Source organism: Streptococcus infantis (assembly GCF_047460875.1).
In the GTDB taxonomy this organism is placed as follows: domain Bacteria; phylum Bacillota; class Bacilli; order Lactobacillales; family Streptococcaceae; genus Streptococcus; species Streptococcus infantis_AA.
Window position 1 is genome coordinate 19,685 of the sequence record NZ_JASHFI010000005.1, and the last position, 23,408, is coordinate 43,092.

Annotated in this window: 15 protein-coding genes and 1 pseudogene; 13 read left to right on the plus strand and 3 right to left on the minus strand. The window is 35.7% G+C overall.

From position 1 onward, the window contains the following. The first annotated feature begins 16 nt into the window (after positions 1 to 16). From QM887_RS04745 to QM887_RS04760, 4 genes are all read left to right on the plus strand, one after another. Positions 17 to 1,027, plus strand: a complete 1,011-nt coding sequence (locus QM887_RS04745) for an ABC transporter substrate-binding protein (RefSeq protein WP_414270750.1) — start codon at positions 17 to 19, stop codon at positions 1,025 to 1,027. Next, complete coding sequence (locus tag QM887_RS04750) at positions 1,008 to 1,703, plus strand: alpha/beta hydrolase-fold protein (protein WP_414270751.1); 696 nt, start codon at positions 1,008 to 1,010, stop codon at positions 1,701 to 1,703. Before QM887_RS04745 ends, QM887_RS04750 begins: the two co-directional genes overlap by 20 nt. 156 nt (positions 1,704 to 1,859) lie before the next feature. After that, positions 1,860 to 3,203, plus strand: coding sequence for a DEAD/DEAH box helicase (locus tag QM887_RS04755; protein WP_414270752.1), 1,344 nt, complete (start codon positions 1,860 to 1,862; stop codon positions 3,201 to 3,203). A 246-nt stretch (positions 3,204 to 3,449) separates the two neighbouring features. Further along, a complete protein-coding gene (locus tag QM887_RS04760; protein ID WP_414270753.1) occupies positions 3,450 to 4,811 on the plus strand; it encodes a VWA domain-containing protein in 1,362 nt (453 codons plus the stop codon). Between the two features lie 132 nt (positions 4,812 to 4,943). Here QM887_RS04760 and QM887_RS04765 read toward each other — a convergent pair whose 3' ends face one another. Next, positions 4,944 to 5,153 (minus strand): hypothetical protein, encoded by a 210-nt coding sequence (locus QM887_RS04765; protein WP_006148878.1) that lies wholly within the window; start codon positions 5,151 to 5,153, stop codon positions 4,944 to 4,946. A gap of 261 nt (positions 5,154 to 5,414) precedes the next feature. Here QM887_RS04765 and QM887_RS04770 point away from each other — a divergent pair, with 261 nt between their 5' ends. The 3 genes and pseudogenes from QM887_RS04770 to tnpA form a co-directional block, all read left to right on the plus strand. Continuing rightward, complete coding sequence (locus tag QM887_RS04770; RefSeq protein ID WP_414270755.1) at positions 5,415 to 7,304, plus strand: Eco57I restriction-modification methylase domain-containing protein; 1,890 nt, start codon at positions 5,415 to 5,417, stop codon at positions 7,302 to 7,304. After that, positions 7,301 to 10,549: a DEAD/DEAH box helicase family protein gene (locus tag QM887_RS04775; protein WP_414270756.1), complete on the plus strand. Its 3,249-nt coding sequence runs from the start codon at positions 7,301 to 7,303 to the stop codon at positions 10,547 to 10,549. Before QM887_RS04770 ends, QM887_RS04775 begins: the two co-directional genes overlap by 4 nt. Before the next feature lie 258 nt (positions 10,550 to 10,807). Next, positions 10,808 to 11,194 (plus strand): annotated as a pseudogene (gene tnpA / locus QM887_RS04780) (IS200/IS605 family transposase); the annotation flags it as partial. A gap of 362 nt (positions 11,195 to 11,556) precedes the next feature. On the opposite strand, the gene QM887_RS04785 reads toward tnpA, so the two are convergent. Further along, entirely contained in the window at positions 11,557 to 12,669 is a 1,113-nt protein-coding gene (locus tag QM887_RS04785) for an FRG domain-containing protein (protein ID WP_414270757.1), read from the minus strand. A 245-nt stretch (positions 12,670 to 12,914) separates the two neighbouring features. On the opposite strand from QM887_RS04785, the gene QM887_RS04790 reads away from it, so the two are divergent. From QM887_RS04790 to QM887_RS04805, 4 genes are all read left to right on the plus strand, one after another. Next, positions 12,915 to 13,490, plus strand: coding sequence for a hypothetical protein (locus tag QM887_RS04790; RefSeq protein ID WP_414270758.1), 576 nt, complete (start codon positions 12,915 to 12,917; stop codon positions 13,488 to 13,490). A gap of 757 nt (positions 13,491 to 14,247) precedes the next feature. Beyond that, positions 14,248 to 16,293 (plus strand): ATP-dependent nuclease, encoded by a 2,046-nt coding sequence (locus QM887_RS04795; RefSeq protein ID WP_414270759.1) that lies wholly within the window; start codon positions 14,248 to 14,250, stop codon positions 16,291 to 16,293. After that, positions 16,286 to 18,103, plus strand: coding sequence for a UvrD-helicase domain-containing protein (locus QM887_RS04800; RefSeq protein ID WP_414270760.1), 1,818 nt, complete (start codon positions 16,286 to 16,288; stop codon positions 18,101 to 18,103). The genes QM887_RS04795 and QM887_RS04800 overlap by 8 nt, the downstream gene beginning before the upstream one ends. A gap of 335 nt (positions 18,104 to 18,438) precedes the next feature. Beyond that, positions 18,439 to 19,197 (plus strand): hypothetical protein, encoded by a 759-nt coding sequence (locus QM887_RS04805; protein ID WP_414270761.1) that lies wholly within the window; start codon positions 18,439 to 18,441, stop codon positions 19,195 to 19,197. Between the two features lie 219 nt (positions 19,198 to 19,416). Here the strand turns inward: QM887_RS04805 and guaA are convergent, their stop codons facing one another. Further along, positions 19,417 to 20,979: a glutamine-hydrolyzing GMP synthase gene (guaA, locus tag QM887_RS04810; protein ID WP_070677582.1), complete on the minus strand. Its 1,563-nt coding sequence runs from the start codon at positions 20,977 to 20,979 to the stop codon at positions 19,417 to 19,419. A gap of 140 nt (positions 20,980 to 21,119) precedes the next feature. Here guaA and QM887_RS04815 point away from each other — a divergent pair, with 140 nt between their 5' ends. Both QM887_RS04815 and metK read left to right on the plus strand, forming a co-directional pair. Continuing rightward, entirely contained in the window at positions 21,120 to 21,818 is a 699-nt protein-coding gene (locus QM887_RS04815; RefSeq protein ID WP_006153641.1) for a GntR family transcriptional regulator, read from the plus strand. Positions 21,819 to 22,055: 237 nt separating this feature from the next. Further along, entirely contained in the window at positions 22,056 to 23,246 is a 1,191-nt protein-coding gene (gene metK, locus QM887_RS04820) for a methionine adenosyltransferase (protein WP_414270762.1), read from the plus strand. Positions 23,247 to 23,408: the final 162 nt, after the last annotated feature.

Consider the following 23,408-nt stretch of genomic DNA (forward strand, 5'->3'; position numbering starts at 1 on the left):
AAAGGAAAATAAAAACATGAAAAAAACACTTAGTATTTTACTTGTAACAGTAGCTACCTTATCTTTGGCAGCTTGTGGTAACGCATCTAAAGAAACAGCAACGGCACCGGCTACAACAGAAGCTAGTCAAAAAGCTAATACAGAAACCAGCTATCCTGTAACCATCAAAACTTATGATGCCAAAGGAAACGAAGTTGAACAAGTCTTTGAAAAGGCTCCTGAAAAGGTTATCACTAACAATCTTTCAACAACTGAAATTCTACTTGAACTCGGTTTGAAGGATAAAATTGCCGGTATGCTCAATCCTGATAATGCTGTAACTGGTAAATACAAGGAAGCAATTGAAGCCATCCCTCATATTGGTGATAAAAAATCAGTCTCACAAGAAACTGTTCTTTCTTATGAACCAGATGCCTTGATGGGCCGCAACATGATGTTCTCTGAAAAGTCAATGGGAACTATCAGTGCTTGGAATGAAAACAAAATCCCTGTTTATACGCAAAAAGCTTCACTTTCAAATATCCAACAGGATTTGGGAAATATCGTAGAAGATGTGAAGAATCTTGGTACCATTTTCAATGTCCAAGACAAGGCTAATCAATATGCAGAGCAATTGCAAGCTAAAATCGATGCGGTTAAAAAAGCTAACCCAGAAACACAGGGTGAAAAGAAAAAAGCTTTGATTATGGTTGCTTATAACGACGAAACCTTTGGAGCCTACAAGTCAGCCCTTCAAGAAAGCTTGCTCAACCAACTTGGTTACACAAATGTCGCAACAGGAACATCTGGCTTGACCTTGGAAAACTTAGTATCAATGGATCCAGAGTTGATTATCTATGTAACCAGCGACCGCAATCAAAAGTTGGATGAAAAAGCAGTGGATTTGATGAAGGCAAATCCTGTTTTGGAAAATGTCCCAGCAATCAAGAACCAAAAAATCATGACCATCTCTTACGATGAGTTGATGGATTACGGTCCTGCAGTGATTGATTCCCTTGAAAAAATCAATGACTTTATCAAGAAATAAGGAGTTTAACTGGGAAGGGATTCGAGTTAGGGTCAGTCTTCCTTCAAACTATGATCCCCAACAAGCCTACCCAATGATTCTTTTAAATGATGGACAATTGGACTATTTGTCAGACCTATCCCAATCTGTGATTTTGGTGGGGTTGATTCCAGAAAATCGTCTGGATGACTTTACACCCTGGCAGTCTAAGTCTTTGAAAGAAGGGGCCCCAGATTTTGGTGGGAAGGTAGATGCATACCATCAGAAGCTCTTTCAAGAGATTCTAGCAACTCTGCAAAAGGACTACTTGATTGATGAAAGTCGAATTGCCTATGGTGGCTATTCACTGGGTGGGCTTGCTGCTGTTTATAGTCTTTATAGTAGCCATCTTCCTGCGACCTGTATTTTCTCTATCTGTGGTTCCTTCTGGTATCCAGACTTTATAGACTTTTGTAGGGAACATGACTTGATTCAGAGCCAAAGCCTTATTTATCTACAAAATGGTCAGACAGAAGGTGCTAATCATTCCAACCGTCTGTCTAAGGCTCCTATTTTTGCTAGAAACATTCATGATCTGATTTCAGAAGCAGTTCCCTCAACTTATTCTACTTTTGATGCTTATGGGCATCATGAAGCTCTTGAGCAACGCTATCATCATTTTTGTGATTGGCTGAGAGAAGAGTGGAATCTTACGTAAAAATCTAATACTCTTTGTTTAGGATGGACAGAGAGTATTTTTCTTGTCTCTATTCAGGTAGATTTTGAAATTTCCGCGTGATTATCCAAATCGAAAGTTTAACTGTAATGCATCAAAATGTGGTATAATGAGTAGATAGATAGAATCGAGGATATTATGTCATTTACGAAATTTAAGTTTAAAAAATATATAGATGAAGCTTTGGAGGAGTTGAAGTTTACCAGTCCAACAGAGGTGCAAGATAAGTTAATTCCTATTGTCCTGGCAGGTCGTGACTTGGTTGGTGAATCAAAAACAGGTTCTGGAAAGACTCATACCTTCTTGCTTCCAATTTTCCAACAATTGGATGAAGAGAGCGATAGCGTGCAGGCAGTTATCACAGCTCCGAGTCGTGAGTTAGCAACACAGATTTATCAAGCTGCTCGTCAAATTGCAGGACACTCAGAAGTAGAGATTCGTGTTGTGAACTATGTTGGTGGTACAGACAAGGCCCGTCAGATTGATAAATTAGCAAGTAATCAACCACATATCGTAATCGGAACACCAGGTCGTATCTATGATTTGGTAAAATCAGGCGATTTGGCTATCCACAAGGCTAAGACCTTTGTAGTCGATGAAGCTGATATGACCTTGGATATGGGATTCCTAGAGACGGTTGATAAGATTGCAGGAAGTCTTCCGAAAGACTTACAGTTTATGGTCTTTTCAGCGACTATTCCGCAAAAACTGCAACCATTCTTGAAAAAATACTTGTCTAATCCAGTTATGGAAAAGATCAAGACTAAAACAGTTATCTCAGATACCATTGATAACTGGTTGATTTCGACCAAGGGTCGTGACAAGAATGCTCAGATTTATGAGTTGACTCAAGTCATGCAGCCTTATCTAGCCATGATTTTTGTCAATACTAAGACACGTGCGGATGAATTGCATACATACTTAACAGCTCAAGGATTAAAGGTGGCAAAGATCCATGGAGATATTGCTCCTCGTGAACGTAAACGGATCATGAATCAGGTCAAAAATCTTGATTTTGAGTATATCGTAGCAACTGACCTGGCTGCGCGTGGGATTGATATTGAGGGTGTCAGCCACGTTATCAATGATGCCATTCCACAAGACTTGTCTTTCTTTGTTCACCGTGTCGGACGAACTGGACGTAATGGTTTACCAGGAACAGCTATTACACTTTACCAGCCTAGTGATGACTCAGATATTCGTGAGTTGGAAAAACTAGGAATCAAGTTTACTCCTAAGATGGTTAAAGACGGAGAGTTCCAAGATACTTATGACCGTGACCGCCGTGCTAATCGTGAGAAGAAACAGGAAAAACTGGACATCGAAATGATTGGCTTGGTTAAAAAGAAAAAGAAAAAAGTCAAGCCAGGCTATAAGAAAAAAATCCAGTGGGCGGTCGATGAAAAACGTCGTAAAACCAAGCGTGCAGAAAGTCGTGCTCGTGGACGTGCAGAGCGTAAAGCCAAACGCCAAACATTTTAAAAATAAGACAGTAGAACCAAGTCGGTTTTACTGTTTTTTGTTAGCTAATATTTATAGGATAATATAAGTATCAAGTTTGAAATGGTTTGATAAATGAAATGAGAAGCTTTTAAAACACCGACTTTATAAGGTTTTTGGATAGTTAACTATAAAACGGAAAACACTTGCAAACTATAGTAATTTATGTTATTCTCAAGTAAACAGATTTAAAAAAATGTCTAAATCTGAAAAAGAAAAGAGGTTCTTATGGATAAAGGATTATTGAAACAACAACGTTTTTCATTTCGTAAAATGAAAGTTGGATTGGCTTCTGTAGCGATTCTTTTTGCCTTTGCTCAGCTTGGACAAGTTTCTGCAGATGAAACAAGTAAACCTGTTTCGAGTGAAAGTGTCAAGACAAGTGAAACAGTAAAATCACCTATTGAAGTTGCAACTGAAGAAATTGCAGCAGAAAGTGAGAAACCTGTTGTAAAAGAATCAGAAGCAAAACCAGGAGATTTAATCGAGGTTTCTACCAAACGATCACCTATTGATGTCAAAGAAAGTCAAGAAGGCAATCAGAAAGTCCATATTGAAACCTCTGTAGCTGAGGTAACTAAAACTGAAATTGCTCCAGAAAAAGTGGAAAAAATTCCAGAACCTGTAACTACGACAAAAGAGAATACTGTAGCTGCTAAGGATAAAGATGGAAATTCTTATACTCAGTACGAACGAGTAGACAAGACAACAACTGTGGAAATAACTAAAACACCACCAACTGTTAAAAAAGCAGGAGCAGCTGATATTGTTTTCGTGGTTGACCGTTCAGGATCTATGGGAGGAACTATTAATACTGTTCGTAAAAATGTCAATGAGTTTGCAAGAAATCTTGCCAAAGATGGAGTAGCGGCACGTTTTGGATTAGCTACATATAGTGATGAAGTATACGGACGTCGATTAGGAAAAACTGACGAAGATACAATTCTAACGAAATTTGGTGAGACTTATTTTACAACAGATCCAGTTGAACTTGAAAAAGCCTTAGAAAAAATTAAGATTGCACATGGGGGAGATTCTCCTGAAACAGCAACTCCTGCTCTCACAAAGATTGTTTCTACTTACGACTGGTCTAAGTCACCAAAAAATAAAAAGTTTGTGGTGTTGTTAACAGATGCTAGGATGAAAGAAGATCCGTCAATTCCATCTATCGCTGAGACATTAACAACTCTGAAAAAAGCTGGTATTGATAGAATCGTAGCGACAACCTTGTATAATCAACGAAACTATAAAGATTTTGTATCTGAAGGTCGATTAATGACTATTGATCGTAACTTGGCTGACTCTTTAACTAAGGATGCAGCTTCATGGATTGTGGAAACAGTCAGTGAGGGACGTCAGTACAAGGTAACAAAAGACAGCTACCAATTCTACTTGGAACGTCGTACAACAGTGCCAGTTTTGGAGCAGAAAGTAACTCCTAAACCAGAACCTACTGCTTACAAACCAGCACCAGCTAAACTTCCTGAAACAGGAAGCAATGATACTAGAAATCAAAGTCTTATGGGACTTGGGTTATTGATGGCTGGATTTGGATTAGTAGTAAGCAATAGAAAATCAAAAGAACAGTAGTATAAAGTAAAAAAACACTTGATGTGGGCTATATGCTTTCCAATCAAGTGTTTTTTCTTATAATCTAAGAACTGTTAGGATTAGACTAAAGTAGGTGTGGTTCAAATATTCTGATGGGATTTTTATGTTTCTTTACGATGATTTCCAGAAAAATTTCCTATAAATTTTAGCAATCGTTAAAACGATAACGTAAACGATACCCAAGATGGTTAAAACAAATTTTCCAGGACTCACTTCTGATCCGATAATAAAGATATGAAAGAGAGGAGCGAGGCCAATGCACACGTATATCAGATAAGTAACAAGGTTTAATTCACCAAATCCTGCAAAAAAATCTTTCATTTAAATTCTCCTACAATATACTTTTAACATCAGTATACTATAAATAAAAGAAAAGAACAAAAGATAAATCAATAAAAATAAAAGACCTGAAGTAGAGCTGTATTGGCTTTTATCAGGTGTTTTTTGACGAAGTTATCCTAAAAAGAAATAAACACACTGGGATGAGTATTTCAGTGTGTTTTTGTGGTAAAATATAATAGATTAATAAATGAAAAGTACATATTTTTAGAATTTAAAAATAATAAGAAGAAAGGTTGCTTTATGGCAATAGATATTAGTGAAGAACAGTTGGCTCTGGAGTCGGCTGATTTATTAAAAATTCTTTTAAAAGATCGAACGACCAAGAAAAATATTGTTTGGGCGACACATTCTTATGAATTGTTAGGAAAGGGATTTGCTCCAAGTGATCGTATCACTCCGAGTAGGGTGACAGGAACCTATGCAAACTTGATTCAACCCCGATCAGAAAAGTCTAAGTATGAGCAAAAAGACCGAACCAAGATTAGAGCCGAAGTTTTTACACCTACTTGGTTAGTTGAAAAGCAAAATGGCTACGTGGAAGCTGAACTTGAAGCTCTAGATCTTGAAGATTATATCCAAGTGCGCTGGCTAGAAATTACCTGTGGTGAAGCACCTTATATGGTCACTCGCTATGATACAGTGACTGGTGAGGAAATTCCATTAGCTGAGCGAGTTGGTTTTGTTGATAGAAAATTGCAACGCATTAGTCGTGAGGTTTCAGATGAAGCCACCTTCTATAAACTCGTAAAAGAAGCTTATCGAGCTTCCTATGGCTATGAGTATCAAGGGGACTCTCTCCTCTTGGCGCGTGAAAATCTTTTAGCAACATTTGAGGACTACTATCTTGCAAAGACTGGAAATCAAGCGACCTTAGAGCAAAAGAAAGAAATTGCGACCATTGTCTCTTACAATGTCTTTCAGATGGATGGATTGAAAAAAATCAGTCCTTACTCAGGTACACAAGAGCAATCTCAACAGCTAAGCTTGTTTTCAGATGAGCTAGAAGTCCAAGAAGTAGAAGAATCTAAAACCCAAATCAAAGACTGGAAAAAGAATAAAATGATAGGTTTTGAGCGCCTATCTAGTGAGGAAAGTGAAATGAAATTTGATGTCGTGATAGGAAATCCGCCGTATCAGGAAGAATTACAAGGAACAAGTGATAAACCAATATATCATCATTTCATGGATGAATCTTATAAAATTAGTAGAAAATCAGTATTGATAACACCTGCTAGGTTTTTATTTAAGGCTGGTAAAACACCAAAATCATGGAATGAAAAAATGCTGTTGAATGAACATTTCAAAGTCATGTATTATGTCCAAGATTCTTCGAAAGTTTTTCCTGGTACGGATATTAAAGGTGGAGTGACGATTAGTTACCATGATAATGATAGAGTTTTTGGAGCAATAAAAACATATACACCTTTTACTGAATTGAATGAAATTTTACAGTTAGTTATTAATCATAAAATGTTTGAACCAATTGCTCCAATTATTCATTTACAAAATAAATTTAATTTAGATGCTGTTTATAGCGATTATCCAGAGTTACGCTCTGTTATTGGTAGTGATGGAAAAGAGAAACGCCTAACTACATCAATTTTTGAACAACTTCCATTATTTACAGACATAACACAATCAGATGATGATATTAAGGTATTAGGTCTCATTAAAAATAAACGTCAGTATAAATATATAAATAAAAAATATATTGAGAAACATGGAAATTTGAATAAATATAAAGTATTGTTACCTAAGTCCAATGGGAGTGGGGCGATTGGCGAAGTCCTATCGACCCCACTCGTGGGTACCCCACTCGTGGGTACCCCACTCGTGGGTTATACACAATCTTTTATTTCTTTTGGTAATTTTGATTTAGAAGTTGAAGCTGAAAACTGTCTAAAATATATTAAAACAACATTTTGTAGAACATTGTTAGGGACTCTTAAGATTACTCAGGATAATAATAAAGATACTTGGCAAAATGTCCCTCTCCAAGACTTTACGGTCAATTCGGACATTGATTGGACACAATCAGTGGCTGATATTGACCGCCAGCTCTATCAAAAATATGGTCTTTCTCCAGAGCATATAGCTTTTATTAAAATACATGTGAAGGAGATGGATTGATGGTAGAAATTAAAACTTCTAAAGAGATTCATCCTAAAATCTATGCTTACACCACCCCTACGGTAACTAGCAATGAGGGCTGGATTAAGATTGGTTATACGGAGCGTGATGTCACGCAACGGATTAAAGAACAAACGCATACTGCTCATATAGATACAGATGTCTTATGGACTGGGGATGCCGCCTATACGGAAGAACCTGATAAGGGAAAGACTTTTAAGGACCATGATTTCCACCATTTCCTTTCTTTCCATGATGTGGAACGTCGTCCTAAGACGGAATGGTTTTACTTTAATGGAACTCCTGAAAAATCTAAAAATCTTTTTGATAAGTTTGTTCAGCATGATTTGTCAGGTTATCAGCCCGGCCAAGGACAGGACTATACTCTGCGACAAGAGCAAGAAGAAGCAGTTTCTAAGACCTTAGCTTATTTCCAGAATCATCTAGGAGGTAAGTTCCTCTGGAATGCCAAGCCACGCTTTGGTAAAACCTTATCTACCTATGACCTAGCTCGTCGAATGGATGCTGTCAATGTCCTGATTGTAACAAACAGACCTGCAATAGCTAACTCATGGTATGATGATTTTGAAAAATTCATAGCAGGCCAAACGACTTACAAGTTTGTTTCAGAGTCAGACAGCCTTAAAAATCGCCCAACCTTGTCACGAAAAGAATTTGTTGGCATTCTAGATGATGATGTACGACAACTTGCTTTTATCAGTCTTCAAGACTTGAAAGGTTCAGTTTATTTAGGTGGAGAGCACGATAAACTCAAATGGGTAACTGACCTACATTGGGATTTGTTGGTCATCGATGAAGCTCATGAAGGAGTTGATACTTTTAAGACAGATCAAGCCTTTAACAAGATTCGTCGGAATTTTACTTTACATCTTTCTGGAACTCCATTTAAGGCACTAGCTAAGGGAGATTTTACAGAGGAGCAGATTTACAACTGGTCTTATGCGGATGAACAGTCTGCCAAATCTACCTGGTCTCCTGAACAAGAAGAGGAAAATCCTTATGAAAGCTTGCATCAGTTAAATCTCTTTACCTATCAAATGTCTCAGATGATTGGCGAAGAGTTAGAAAAAGGTGCTCAACTAGATGGTGAAAATATCGATTATGCTTTTGACTTGAGTGAATTTTTCGCTACAGATGATAAAGGGAAATTTGTCCATGAACAAGATGTTATAAATTGGTTAGATACTCTGTCAAGCAATGAAAAGTATCCATTTTCAACCAAAGAACTTCGGAACGAACTCAAGCATACTTTTTGGTTGTTGGAGCGTGTAGCCTCAGCTAAGGCCTTAAAAGCACTGCTAGAAGAACACCCCATTTATGAAAACTATGAGATTGTTCTAGCTGCTGGTGACGGGCGTATGTCAGAGGAAGATGATAAGGTCAAACTCAAATCCTTAGACTTGGTTAGAAAAGCGATAGCAGAGAATGACAAAACTATTACCCTATCCGTCGGTCAGTTGACGACAGGTGTGACTATCCCTGAATGGACAGGCGTATTGATGTTATCAAACTTGAAATCACCTGCCCTTTATATGCAGGCTGCCTTCCGTGCTCAAAACCCATACTCATGGAGCGATAGCAAAGGAAATCACTTCCGCAAAGAAAGAGCCTATGTCTTTGACTTTGCGCCAGAAAGGACCTTGATACTCTTTGATGAGTTTGCGAATAACTTATCACTTGCAACTGCAGGAGGTGGAGGAGCTTCCGCAACTCGTGAAGAAAACATTAGAGAATTACTAAATTTTTTCCCTGTGATAGCAGAAGACCGTGCCGGTAAGATGGTTGAAATTGATGCCAAGGCAGTTCTAACCATACCTCGTCAGATAAAAGCCAGAGAAGTCCTCAAACGTGGATTTATGTCTAACCTCCTATTTGATAACATCAGTGGCATTTTCAAAGCTAGTCAAACAGTTCTAGACATTTTAAATGAACTACCGGTTGAAAAGGAAGGGAAACCACACACATCTTCTGATTTATTAGATTTTTCAGGTGTTACGGTGGATGATGAGGGCAATGCAGTAGTTGATCATGAAATTGTGGTGAATCAGCAAATGCGGCTCTTTGGAGAAAAAGTCTATGGACTCGGTCAGTCAGTTACAGAGTTGGTCACTAAGGATGAGGACAAAACTCAAAAACAGCTTGTCAACGATTTGAGCAAGACAGTTTCTTCAGTGATAGTAGAGGAATTGAAAGCTGGATATGATCTGAAAACTCGGGAAACAGACCAAATCAAGAAAGAAATTTCCAAAACATTTGAGAATGAAGTTCGAAAAAATGAGATAGAACGTAAAATTTCTGAAGCTCATATCAAGGAAGAGTTGCAACAACAGCTCAAGGAAACAAATGATAAGGAACAGAAAGATAAGATTCAAGAAGTTCTTGAAAAACGAATAGAAGAAAATAATCTCATTCACAAAGAAAAACTGGAACAAACACTTAAAAAAGAAGTGGAAAAGATGCCTGAGAAGTTTATTGAACAGGTTGAGATAAAACGTGTGGAACAGTTGAAACAATCAGCTCAGGATGAGATTCGTGATCACCTTAGAGGCTTTGCACGAACAATTCCTAGCTTTATCATGGCCTATGGTGATCAATCTCTAACACTTGATAATTTTGACACCTTTGTTCCTGATCATGTCTTCTTTGAAGTGACTGGTATTACGATTGACCAATTTCGTTATCTAAGAGATGGTGGGCAAGATTTTGCAGGGCATCTCTTTGATCGAGCAACATTCGATGAGGCCATTCAAGAATTTCTTCGCAAGAAAGAGGAGTTGGCAGATTATTTTAAAGATCAAAAAGAAGATATCTTTGACTATATTCCACCACAGAAAACCAATCAGATTTTCACTCCTAAACGTGTGGTGAAGAGAATGGTGGATGATCTTGAAAAAGAAAACCCAGGTATCTTTGATGATCCATCTAAGACATTTATTGATTTGTACATGAAGTCAGGTCTCTATATTGCTGAACTTGTTAAGCGACTATATAACAGCAATGGCTTGAAAGAAGCCTTTCCAAATCCTGGAGACCGCTTAAAACATATCCTAGAAAACCAAGTTTATGGATTTGCACCGTCCGAAATTATCTATAACATTTCAACTAATTTTATCTTTGGAAATCTCTCACAAGACATCAGTAGAAAAAACTTTGTTTTAGAAGATACCATTCCAGCTGCCAAAGAAGGTAGGATTCAGGAATTGGTAGATAAATATTTTGGGTAGGATTATAGTTGATTGTAATTAAATCTTACGAAATTTAGTAAATGCTCTTCATATCTAAAACATGAAGTGAATGGAAAAAGAGGTCAAGTTAAAACTTGACCTCTTTAGATTATGTGACTTTCAGTCCGTCTCGCTCCGTTAGGTGCGAGACAAATAAACCACCCGCTATGCGGGTGCGCGTCGAAGGTTATACAAAAAAACTCCAAACGCGATACAATAAAGGTGTTCAAGCCAATTGTAAAGCGAAAGGAGAAAAATATGGCACAAAAGGCACATAGTTTATCACACACAAAGTGGATGTGTAAATATCACATTGTGTTCACCCCTAAGTATAGACGAAAAATCATTTATAATCAATATCGAAGTAGTTTGGGAGAAATATTCCATCGATTATGTAGTTATAAAGGTGTTGAGATTATCGAAGGACACTTAATGCCTGATCATGTACATATGTTAGTAAGTATTCCACCAAGGATAAGTGTTTCAAGTTTCATGGGTTATTTAAAAGGCAAAAGTGCACTCATGATGTTTGACAAACACGCAAATCTCAAGTACAAGTTTGGGAATCGGCATTTCTGGACGGAAGGTTATTATGTAACTACGGTGGGACTCAATGACCCCACAATTAAAAAATATATTCAAGATTAAAGAAATTATCCAGTGGATGATTTCTTCACGAGTATGAAAATTTGAGAACGAGTAAAACATGATATAGCACTAGATAAATTAAGTGTGAAAGAAAATGAGGATCCCTTTAGGGACAGTAGTAAGTAATACTCACGCCTCTTTAAGAGGCAAGTGACGAGTCAAGAGCAATGAGGCTTGAACAACGTGAAAGCCAGCGTCTTTAGGCGCTGGCTGGTAATTTGGGCTTATAGCCCTGGTACAAACCACCCGTTTGACGGGTGGTTATGATTATGGAATATATATTGTTATTTCGTTAGAATAATACAGAAGCGTAAAATATAAATATGTATGTTAAGTTTATAAAATGCAAGTTTTTTTATCTAATCACTATTGTTTAACACTTTTAATAATGCCTCTGATTGATGATTAATATCAGGATATACAAAACCATCTGTTATACCAAGTAATTCCAGTTGTTTACGAATAATTTTTTTATATCCAGCATCAATCTTAATAACAGAATATTCAGTAGAATCTTGTGGTTGTTTGGATGATTTAAGAGTGATAGCTAGTTCATCGATTGATTTGGCAATTTCATTTTTTATCTCTTCGTAATTTTTATCAGTCGTACTAACAAATTTTGGATAAATGAAAGCACCTTGTTGTTGCCTGATTCTATCAGTTGTTTTAGAAGGAATAACTATATGAGCTTTGTTTAAATCTTCATAAATTTTAAAAGGCATATTTAGAGTTTCTCTTACACGTGCCCTCTGATTTAATAAGTCAATAAATGATTTTATACGATCGTAGTGATATTTTACTGTCTTATCATTTTTTAAATCTTTTTTTAGAGTAATCTCAGAATCTAAATCATCAATACTAAGATTATGATAATTAACGTTAAATTGGGTATTTTTTTTAAAATAATCAACTGAATCTAGAAATTCATTTATAATTTTTTGAGGCATAAAGTTTAAAGCAGATTTGATAGCAATAGTATGACCTGTATCAAACTTTTCACTCTCTTCACCGTTGGAGTATATATAAATATAGCCAGGTTTATTATCATCTTTCTCGACAGCAAAGTATAAAGCTATTAAAGGATTTTTAGTGATATCAAGCATTCTAGTCTTGGCACCATAGTGTTGAAGTTCCGATATTAATCGAACTAAAGAAGTATTTTCTTGGTAGTCTTCTCTCCCTAATTCACTCAGTAGAATTCTATAGTAATATTCACTACCTTTTTCTGTTAGCTTTTGTTCAAGATATAGTGAGGGTGTCCGTGAAGGGAAATAGTCGCTTTCACCTCGGAAGTATAAATTTGGTATTTTAAATTCATCCAATTTTTCCTCAAATATGCCATCTTTTTGATTTTTGTTTTTATAATGTTTTACTGAATTATTACTTTTTGTTGAAATTGAAGATTCGAAAATCACTTGTAAGATGGTGTTTACAGTACCACGTCTTATTTCTTTATTTTTATGATTAACCATAATGTTTCCCTTCACTTCTTTGTTAGAATCATTATATCAAAAACAATTACTAAGGGTAAACAACTATAATAGAATTTATTATTTGAATTTCTTTATTATGTAATGTTATTTTACCAAAATTTAATATTTTGGTTACACAATATATAAGTTATTTTACATTTAATAAATTAAAATATTATTTTAGTGTCAAATAGTCATTGTTGATGGTATAATTTAAGAGAAGTTTATATAAGGGAGTTTTTATTATGGTTATTAATAGTATTAATTTAGTTATACCCAACGATATTCAAAAGGGCTTAGAATCAGGTATATACAAACAATTTGGTTCTGTTATCAGAAATAATAAGGGACAGATTATTAAGCATCTCAAAGCTGTAGATTTTTCTAAAGATACTGCAAATAAATTAATCGGCAATAAGGCTATAAAAGTTGGACTAATAGGTGCAGGAGTTTTAGCTGTAGGAGGAGTTGGTTATTACGGCTATCGTAGTATTCAGATGAATAGTGTATCAAAATCTTTAATAAAGAGGTTAACTCAGTATTTAATCACCGCTCAAAAAGGAGAATTGACTGAGATAGATATTGATAAGTTTTTAAATTTCTTAAATAAAAATGAATCTCTGCTAAAGAAATTAGAATTAGATACATCTCTTGATGAATTATTTGAATTGGTTAAGACTTATACAGAACAGTTTGCTGAAGCAAACAACTATGTATATCATAAAGAAACTAAAAGAAAAACTAATCATAACGACAAAATTATTAATCTAAAAGAGTATCTTAAAGTACAAAAGAACATATACAGTTCAGAAGTAATTTAGTTATTTTAATTTTATAATTTGAGATACTAAAAAACTTTCTATTCTAATTTCTGAAAATAATTTTTAAACAAGAGTTTTCATTCAAATTATATTTTTTCAATTATAAATGATTTATCAGAATACGAAGTGGTGGAAAAAATTGTAGAGTTCTGGTTAAGAAATATTCTGATGCAGTAATTAAACTGGCTGATAAATTCGGCTATTTAAAAGATGAGTTAGAAGAGCTTACAAATTGGGTTTCTATTAAAGTTGATGGACTGTTTTGGACAAGAGTTCACCGACGCAGCAACGCAGTTAAGTAAAGTAAAACAATATTACGAGTTTTCTTGGGATGATGAAGCTCTTGGGTTGACATAGCCTTCAATACATAGTAGGAAAACAGACAACTATTAATTGTTCTTATATTTCCTGAAATAGTAAATGCTCGTTCATTTCTATATTTATTAATCCCGTAATATTCACCATCTAATGCTTGATTGTTTTCACTAAAACATAATGCAAGTAATACAATTGAAAACAGTAAAAATAACACGGCAATAAATTCTTCATATTCTATCTTCCTTAATTGAACGTATTATAACAAAATAGCATTACATAATTGCTGCAAATAAATGTCTATTATAACAGCAAGAATTACACTTGATACAATTGACAAAGTTTAATTGTTAAATTATTATTTGAGTATATTTAAAAAATTACTTAAGATTTTTTTATTAATAAATTAGCATTTTTAATATAAATTGGAAGGACTTAGGTCATGTTTTTAAAAAAAGTAGAGTACTGGGACTTTCGTAAGTATAAGCCACTAGATGATTTACCAGGGTTAACTGTAACATTTCATAAGGGGATGAATTTAATAGTTGGTGAGAACGATGCTGGGAAGACAGCAATCATTGATGGTTTAAAATTATTGTTAGGTACTTTGAGTGATGAGTACGACAAAATCTTAGATACTGATTTTTATACGCAAGATGGTAAAGATTTTAGTGAAGATTTTAAAATAACAGCTTATTTCGCTGATCTCTCAGATGAAGAGTCTGCTACATTTTTAGAGTGGCTTTCATTCGATGAAGATACTACACCTCAATTAAAAGTGAGTTTAAAAGTTAGTAAAAAGAAGGGAGCTAATGGTAGCAATTATTTTGAACGAAAAATTTATGGAGGAGATAATTATTCAGAGTCTATTATAGATAGCGATGCAAGACAACTTCTAAAGGCTATCTATTTAAAACCATTAAGAGATGCTCAAAAGGAATTACGGCCAGGTAGGTATTCTCGACTAACTAATATTCTTTCTGCTCATCCCAAAATAAATGAAAGTGAAAAGCGGGAACTTTTGGATATTTTTGATAAGGCAAATGATGAAGTGAAGGATTTTTTCTCCGATGAAAACCATAATGTTGTTGAGTCAATAATTGGTCAGTTGAAAAAATTTTATGATAGAAATGATGTTGAAAAAAGTAAGGTAGCATTTAATATGTCGGAGTCTAATATTGCTTCCATACTATCTCGTCTTAGTCTAGATACTGAGAGTGTCAATTTAGGATTAGGGAATTCCAACCTATTATATATTGCGGTTGAATTGCTTTTGATGCACGATGGTGATGATTATATTGGTCCTAAAATTGCTTTAATTGAAGAAATTGAGGCACATCTACATACTCAGGCACAAATTCGGTTGATTAAACATATGGAAAAAAATACCCATACTCAATTTATTTTAACCACTCATAGCAACAATCTGGCTTCTTCTATTAATCCTAAGAATCTGATCTTACTACATAACAATAAAGCTTTTTCAATGGCAGAGACAGAAACTATGTTAGAGAGTGAAGATTATGAATTTTTGGAAAGATTTTTAGATGCGACAAAGAGTAATCTGTTCTTTGCTAAAGGTTTGATATTTGTGGAGGGGGATGCAGAAAACTTGCTTTTACCTGCATTAGCAGAATTGATTGGAATACCTTTGCATGAGTACGGGATTTCTATTGTAAATATTGGGAACACTGCATTTGAAAGGTATATCAAGCTATTCTCAAGAAGAAATGACGATAGGATTGATTTACCTATTTCTATTGTTACTGATGTAGATGTTAGACCAATTGAATATTATAATGACAAAGGTGAAGTCAATCAAATATTTGTTATACGTGATAGGGAAGAATTGAATCAGATTTTGTCATACTTTGACAAGACCTCTGATATAGAGATAGATGAACTACTATTTGGGAAAATATTTTCTACATGCAATAAATTAATTAAAGAATTTGATTTTCCGGAAGATATAGATAAAGATGGATTAAGTTTCAAAGTATCTAAGGAGCTTAGTGAAGATACTATTAGTAGTCTGGTAAGAATGAAGAAAAATAGTATTATCCAAAAATATGAGAATTATAATTCTCATCATAAAGTGTTTATTGCTCCTGAATGGACGTTAGAATATAGTTTAGCAAGAAGTCCGTTAGTAAAATTACTCTGGAAATCAATTCATGAAACAAGATACAAGAACCCTTACAGCACTGTTAATCAAAATAAGTTTGATGAGATAAATAATCAGCTTACCACTAGTGATGATATAATCAGTTCCGAACTAGCTTATGATATCTTTAAACCTTTAAATGATAAGAAGGTCTCTAAAGCAATTGTTGCTCAAAAATTAGCGATTGAAATTGGGAAATTAGCCAGTGAGGATAAAGAGCAACTTAAAACAAAAGTGCTTTCCAATGACTACACTCAATATCTAGTGAATGCGATTAAACATGCTTCTCAAATCAATGAAGAAGAGGGAGGGACTGATGAATGAATTAATAGCATCAATTGAGAAAAGTTTACTACCATCTGGATGTCATTTTTCCGAGGAACAAAAGAATGTCATTTTACACAACGATACAATGGACGTTGTCGCTGGACCTGGAACTGGAAAAACAACAGTATTAACTGCACGTGTTAAAATATTACTTGAACAATTGAAGGATTCAGGACAAGGAATTTGTGTACTTACTCACACTAATGTTGCTGTGGATGAAATAAAATCAAGTTTAAGAAAACTCGGGATTGAAGACATAAAAAATCCTCACTTTATTGGAACTATTCAAGATTTTTTCAATACATTTTTTGCTAAGAAAGCGTTTCATTTAATTCTTGGTGATAAAAAAATGCGAGTACTTGATGATGATATATTTCGTGAGAGATTTGATAAGCAATTTGAATTCAGAAAACCAGATTCTTACCAAGATGACTGGACGTATCCTAATCCTGGGAATTGGGAGATAAGATGGAATTTTGATAATTTAGACCAGGTAGCTTCAATGATTGAGCGAAAAATGTATAACAAAGCTTTTAATGATAGCATTATTTGGCTTTTTAAGCAAGGGATAGTCACAAATCATTGTTGCCTAGAACTGTCTAAATGGTATATTGAACAGCATAATGAGATATTTAGAAATATAATCTCAAAAAGATTCACTTATTTATTATTGGATGAAGTGCAAGATACTAGTCAATTTCAATTTGAATTAGTCCAATCGTTATTTGATAAAACTTCTGTGACCATTCAAAAATTTGGGGATCCATATCAAGCGATATATAATATTTGGGGTGGTGATACGGAATTAGCTTGGGAAATCGATGACTCTAAGGAAAAGCGTATTTCAAAAACATCGCGATTCGGCGAGTCTATTGTAAATATAGTGAAAAATGTTTGTGTGAAGAAGTATGATGATTTGGAATCAGATTCTAAGAATAATTCCTTCCCTCCATATTTTATTGTATATGATAATGGCGATGATTTAATTAATAAATATTGTTCACTGATTGATAGATTAGAAAAAGGAAATGAAACTTTTAAGAACTCACCAAAGTCTAAAGTTATTGTCTCAGCACAGCACAAGGATTTGGAAAATATTTTTGGTGAAAGATACCAACGTGTTGTTGTAAAGGATCTAAATTACAGGGGTGATTTAGACTTATTTTTGGATATATGCTTAAAAGAATTATCAAGAAATTTTGAAGATAACTTTGAAGATAGATTGAAAGAAGATGGTTTTAGAATAAAGATATTTAAAATTATTAAAAATCTGAGAAATGAAGATGATGAGAAAATAATCGATGGATTGAGTGCACTTCTTGATGAACTCATAGATGATGAGGGATTATTTCAAAATAAAAATACCTTATGTAATGAGATTAAGAATAAGTTGCAAAATAATTTTTCTAAAAACATACAAATTCAAACTAATGTGTCGGTAGATAATGCAGGTAAAGACATAAGATTGGGGACTATCCATTCGGTAAAAGGGGAAACTCACAAAGCAACTTTACTGATGTTGAATTCAAAATTTACTACTGGGTATGCGGATACCTCACCTAGCTACTCTATACTTCAATTGCTCGAAAAATATTTGAGTAAGAATTATGTAGAACTACCGGAAGATAAAAATGATGAGGAGAAGGAAACGGAAAAAGCTCTTAAACTCGCATATGTTGCACTAAGTAGACCAACTCACTTAGTCTGTATCGGAATTCCAAACAATCAAATTGAGAATGAACCAACTTTAATACAAGATTTATTAGATGCCGGATGGAAACAATATACAGATCAAGATGTGATTTAATATCAAAATTTAACAGAGCATCTTGTATAATACGAGGGTCTTTTTAAGTTATCGAATTACAGTTTCGTGAAAATATAGATATTTTGGAAAGTCAAGTTTTGTTGTTATTTATACTGTAATTATATCCTTTGGATGTCCAACAGGGTCATGAACATTCTAACGATTTCTTGAGACGCATTGGACTTCCAAAGAAGATGGATTTTAGTGGACTTTCTCAAACATTCTTATCATCTCTAGCTGATAAGAGAATTTGAATATCAAGTAAATTCTTGAACAACAAAACTCCGTATCAAGTTTTTCTAGTCTAGGTAAAATTGTCTAGCTTAATTTGATAAATGATGAATGGTAAAGGAATAGTAATGAAACTAATTTATCGAACAAAAATTCATAAACCCAATAAATACGAACGATTTCACAATGAATATTATCAAAAGGGAGATATCATTGAAAAATATACTATTTCTAGCACACGAGTACCAGGTCGTCTAGAAAAAGGTGAAACTAGAAGAATAGATGGCGAACATTTGAGCGCGTCTGGGCATATCCAAGATCCTAATATGCCACAATGGCTGAAACAATATATAGTCAATACATCAGAAACTCATATTGGGGACCTGATAAATGAATTACAGACAGATGGATATCGTGTTCATACATGTGATGATAAGCCTTTACTTATCTTTAAAGACAAGATTGTTAAAGTTTTCATTGATCAGGTATGGATAGATATTATCCCTTTGGTAAAGCTATATTATAATAGGAAAAAAGTCTCAGACAAATTACTCGAACAGTTTGAAAAAGATTGGCTTGATCTTAATGTCTCTTATCAACAACTTTTAGATAAGCAAGAGGAAGTGAACTTACTCAAAAAAAACGAGAAATACGATAAATATTATCAAAAATTCTATGAATCCTACAACTCAGAAAACGCAGCTGGTGAATTAAATAGATTTTTGTTAAGTATTATTTCTAATACAAAGGGTACTGAGAAGGAATATTTTGTACAATTACTGGATAAGGTTCAAAAGCAAGATGTCACGCCTGAATTTTATGCTGATACCTTGGCAAAGATATTTACTCGAAAAAAGATCTAAGATTCACTAAAATTGAGTATCTTTATTTTAACTATATATACTATCGTCACTCCTAAATAAATTTTGATTCTACATCCTTAAAACAAAAAGAGCCCCATCAGAATAATTTCTGGTGGGGTTTTTGGTGGGGAACCAATCAATTTTGATTGATTTTTAACCTTTTATAATAACCTAAAGTGCTGTTAAAACAACCATTTCACTTCAAATCATGTTTATAAATCATTCCCACTCAACAGTTGCAGGTGGTTTACTTGTAATATCGTAGACGATGCGGTTAACGTGGTCAACTTCGTTTACGATGCGCACAGAGATTTTTTGGAGGACTTCCCAAGGGATCTTAGCGAAGTCAGCTGTCATTCCGTCGATAGAAGTGATAGCACGGATAGCGATGGTGTAGTCATAAGTACGGCCATCTCCCATAACACCTACTGAACGAACGCCAGTGTTAACAGTGAAATATTGCCAGATATCGCGGTCAAGTCCAGCTTTGGCAATTTCTTCACGAAGGATTGCGTCTGACTCACGAACAGTTTCAAGTTTTTCTTCAGTGATTTCACCCATGACGCGGATAGCAAGTCCTGGTCCTGGGAATGGTTGGCGCCATACGATGTGATCTGGCATACCAAGTTCAGTACCAAGGGCACGAACTTCGTCTTTATAAAGAGTGTTGAGTGGCTCGATCAGTTCAAACTGCATGTCTTCTGGAAGACCACCAACGTTGTGGTGAGACTTGATGGTTTGAGCAGTATCTGTACCAGACTCAATCACGTCAGTGTAAAGCGTTCCTTGAGCAAGGAATTTCACATCTTTAAGTTTGCTTGCTTCATCATCAAAGACATAGACAAACTCGTTACCGATAATCTTACGTTTTTGTTCAGGATCAGAAACACCTGCCAATTTATCCAAGAAACGTTTGGCAGCGTCTGCTTTGACAATGTTCAAACCAAACTTACCACCAAGCATATCCATCACTTGGTCAGCTTCCCCTTTGCGGAGAAGACCGTGGTCTACAAAGATACAGATTAATTGATCACCGATAGCTTTTTGGAGGAGAACCCCGACAACAGAAGAGTCAACACCACCTGAAAGACCAAGGAGAACACGTTTGTCTCCAACCTTTTCACGGATTTGTTTGATTTGCATCTCGATAAAGTTATCCATGGTCCAGTCACCTTTGGCACCACAGATATTCAAGGCAAAGTTACGAAGGATATCATAGCCGTGAACTGAGTGACGAACCTCTGGGTGGAATTGGATACCGTAGATTTTCTTATCAGGGTTTTCAATAGATGCATAAGGACAGTCTGCAGAAGTTCCAGTACGAACAAAGTCAGCAGGAATTTCTGTAACAGCATCACCGTGGCTCATCAAGACAAGTTGTTCATCTGGAGTACCCGCAAAAAGAGCTGATTCTGTGTGAGTCAATGTTGATTGACCGTATTCACGGTTACCCGCGTCACCTGCAGGAACAACCTTTCCTCCAAGCTTGTGAGTCAATAGTTGCATACCGTAGCAAATTCCTAAAATTGGAATTCCCAGTTCGAAAATTTCTGGATCAATATCAAATGAACCTTCTTCGTAAACAGAGTTTGGACCACCTGAAAGTACAATCCCGATAGGATTGATAGCACGGACTTCGTCAGCCGAAATCTTGTGACTTTTTAGTTCTGAAAAGACACCAATCTCACGGATACGACGTGAGATGAGTTGGTTATACTGGCTACCATAGTCCAGTACGATGATCTTTTCGACATCTTGCAAATCAGTTGAAATGTTGCTCATCTTTTCCCTTTCTTAAAAGAAATATCTTCTTGAATATTCTATCATAAAAGGGTTAGAATTACCAACCAAACAAGTGCGGTTTGACTTTTCCCTATGAGTTACGGTACAATGGAAAAAATAAAGAAAAGAAGTGATCAAGCATGTTACCAGCTTATATGAAAATCCACGACCAAATCAAGAAAGACATTGATGAGGGAAGTTGGAAAATTGGGGAAAGACTTCCAAGTGAGCGAGATTTAGCAGAAGAATTTGCCGTTAGCCGCATGACCTTACGTCAAGCAATCTCTCTTTTGGTTGAAGAAGGGGTTTTGGAACGACGTGTAGGTAGTGGGACCTTTGTTTCAAGCACACGTGTTCAGGAAAGAATGCGTGGAACAACTAGTTTTACGGAAATTGTTAAAGCTCAAGGGAAAACTCCGTCTAGTCACTTGATTTCTTATCGTCGAACCATTCCAAATGAGCAAGAAGTGGCTAAACTTGGTTTACTGCCAACTGATAACATCATTCGTATGGAACGTGTTCGCTATGCCGACAAAGTCCCTGTTGTCTATGAAGTGGCGTCTATTCCTGAGAAATTTATCAAAAATTTCAAAAAAGAAGAAGTAACCAAGCACTTCTTTCAAACCTTACAGAAACATGGTTATCGGATTGGTAAATCTCACCAGACTATTTATGCTCGCTTAGCCAAGGAAAAGATTGCTCATTATCTGGAAGTAGAAAAGGGGCATGCTATTTTAGGACTGACTCAGGTTTCTTACTTTGATGATGGTACAGCTTTTGAGTATGTGAAGAGCCAATACGTCGGAGAACGTTTTGAGTTTTATCTAGAAAATAATTAGTTTTTAAGAATTCTCTTGAAGTTGGAAATCCTATCCACTTTAAGAGTTTTTTTGGTTAAGATTAGAAAACATTTTCCAATTAAGAAAAATAGTAATCATACGAGTATTTTTTAAAGATTCGTGTTATAATAGTTAGGTTATATGGTCCCGATAAGGTGGTGGGATTGATTGTAAATACTCTTCCTACCAGTTCTTTGTAACTCTATAACGAATATTTTTTAAGGGGGGACATTTTTTATGTCAGAACGTAAACTTTTCACGTCTGAATCTGTATCTGAGGGGCACCCAGATAAGATTGCAGACCAAATTTCAGATGCTATCTTGGATGCTATTTTAGAGCAGGATCCAGAAGCACACGTTGCTGCTGAGACAGCTGTTTATACTGGTTCAGTTCATGTATTTGGAGAAATTTCAACTACAGCTTATGTAGATATTAACCGTGTCGTACGTGATACGATTGCAGAGATTGGCTATACCAACACTGAGTATGGTTTTTCTGCAGAGACGGTGGGAGTTCACCCATCACTTGTTGAGCAGTCTCCAGATATCGCTCAAGGTGTTAATGAAGCCTTGGAAGTTCGTGGAAATGCTGATAAAGATCCACTTGACTTGATTGGAGCTGGGGACCAAGGTCTCATGTTTGGTTTTGCAGTTAATGAAACTGAAGAACTTATGCCGCTTCCAATCTCACTCAGTCACAAGTTGGTTCGTCGTTTAGCAGAGCTTCGTAAGTCTGGTGAAATTAGCTATCTTCGTCCAGATGCTAAATCTCAAGTTACTGTTGAGTACGATGAAAATGACCAGCCAGTGCGCGTGGATACAGTCGTTATTTCAACTCAACACGATCCAGAAGTCAGCAATGAACAGATTCATGAGGATGTGATTAACAAGGTTATCAAGGAAGTGATTCCAGCTTCTTATCTTGACGATGAGACTAAATTCTTCATCAATCCAACTGGTCGTTTCGTTATCGGAGGACCTCAAGGAGACTCAGGTTTGACTGGTCGTAAGATCATCGTGGATACTTATGGTGGTTACTCACGTCACGGTGGTGGTGCCTTCTCTGGTAAGGATGCGACTAAGGTTGACCGTTCAGCTTCTTATGCAGCTCGCTACATTGCTAAAAATATTGTTGCTGCAGGTCTTGCTAAGAAAGCTGAAGTGCAATTGGCTTACGCAATTGGTGTAGCCCAACCTGTATCTGTTCGTATCGATACCTTTGGTACTGGTACAGTAGCGGAAAGCAAACTTGAAAAAGCAGCGCGTCAAATCTTTGACCTTCGTCCAGCAGGAATCATCCAAATGCTGGACCTCAAACGTCCAATCTACCGTCAAACAGCGGCTTATGGACACATGGGACGTACAGATATCGATCTTCCATGGGAACGCTTGGACAAGGTTGATGCCTTGAAAGAAGCAGTTAAGTAACATAAAAAAGGAGTTGATTTAAACTCCTTTTTTACTTTTATTATGTGACTTTCAGTCCGTCTTGCTCCGTTAGGTGCGAGACAAAAAAACCACCCGCTATGCGGGTGCGCATCGAAGGTTATACCAAAAAACTCCAAACGCGATACAATTAAGGTGTTCAAG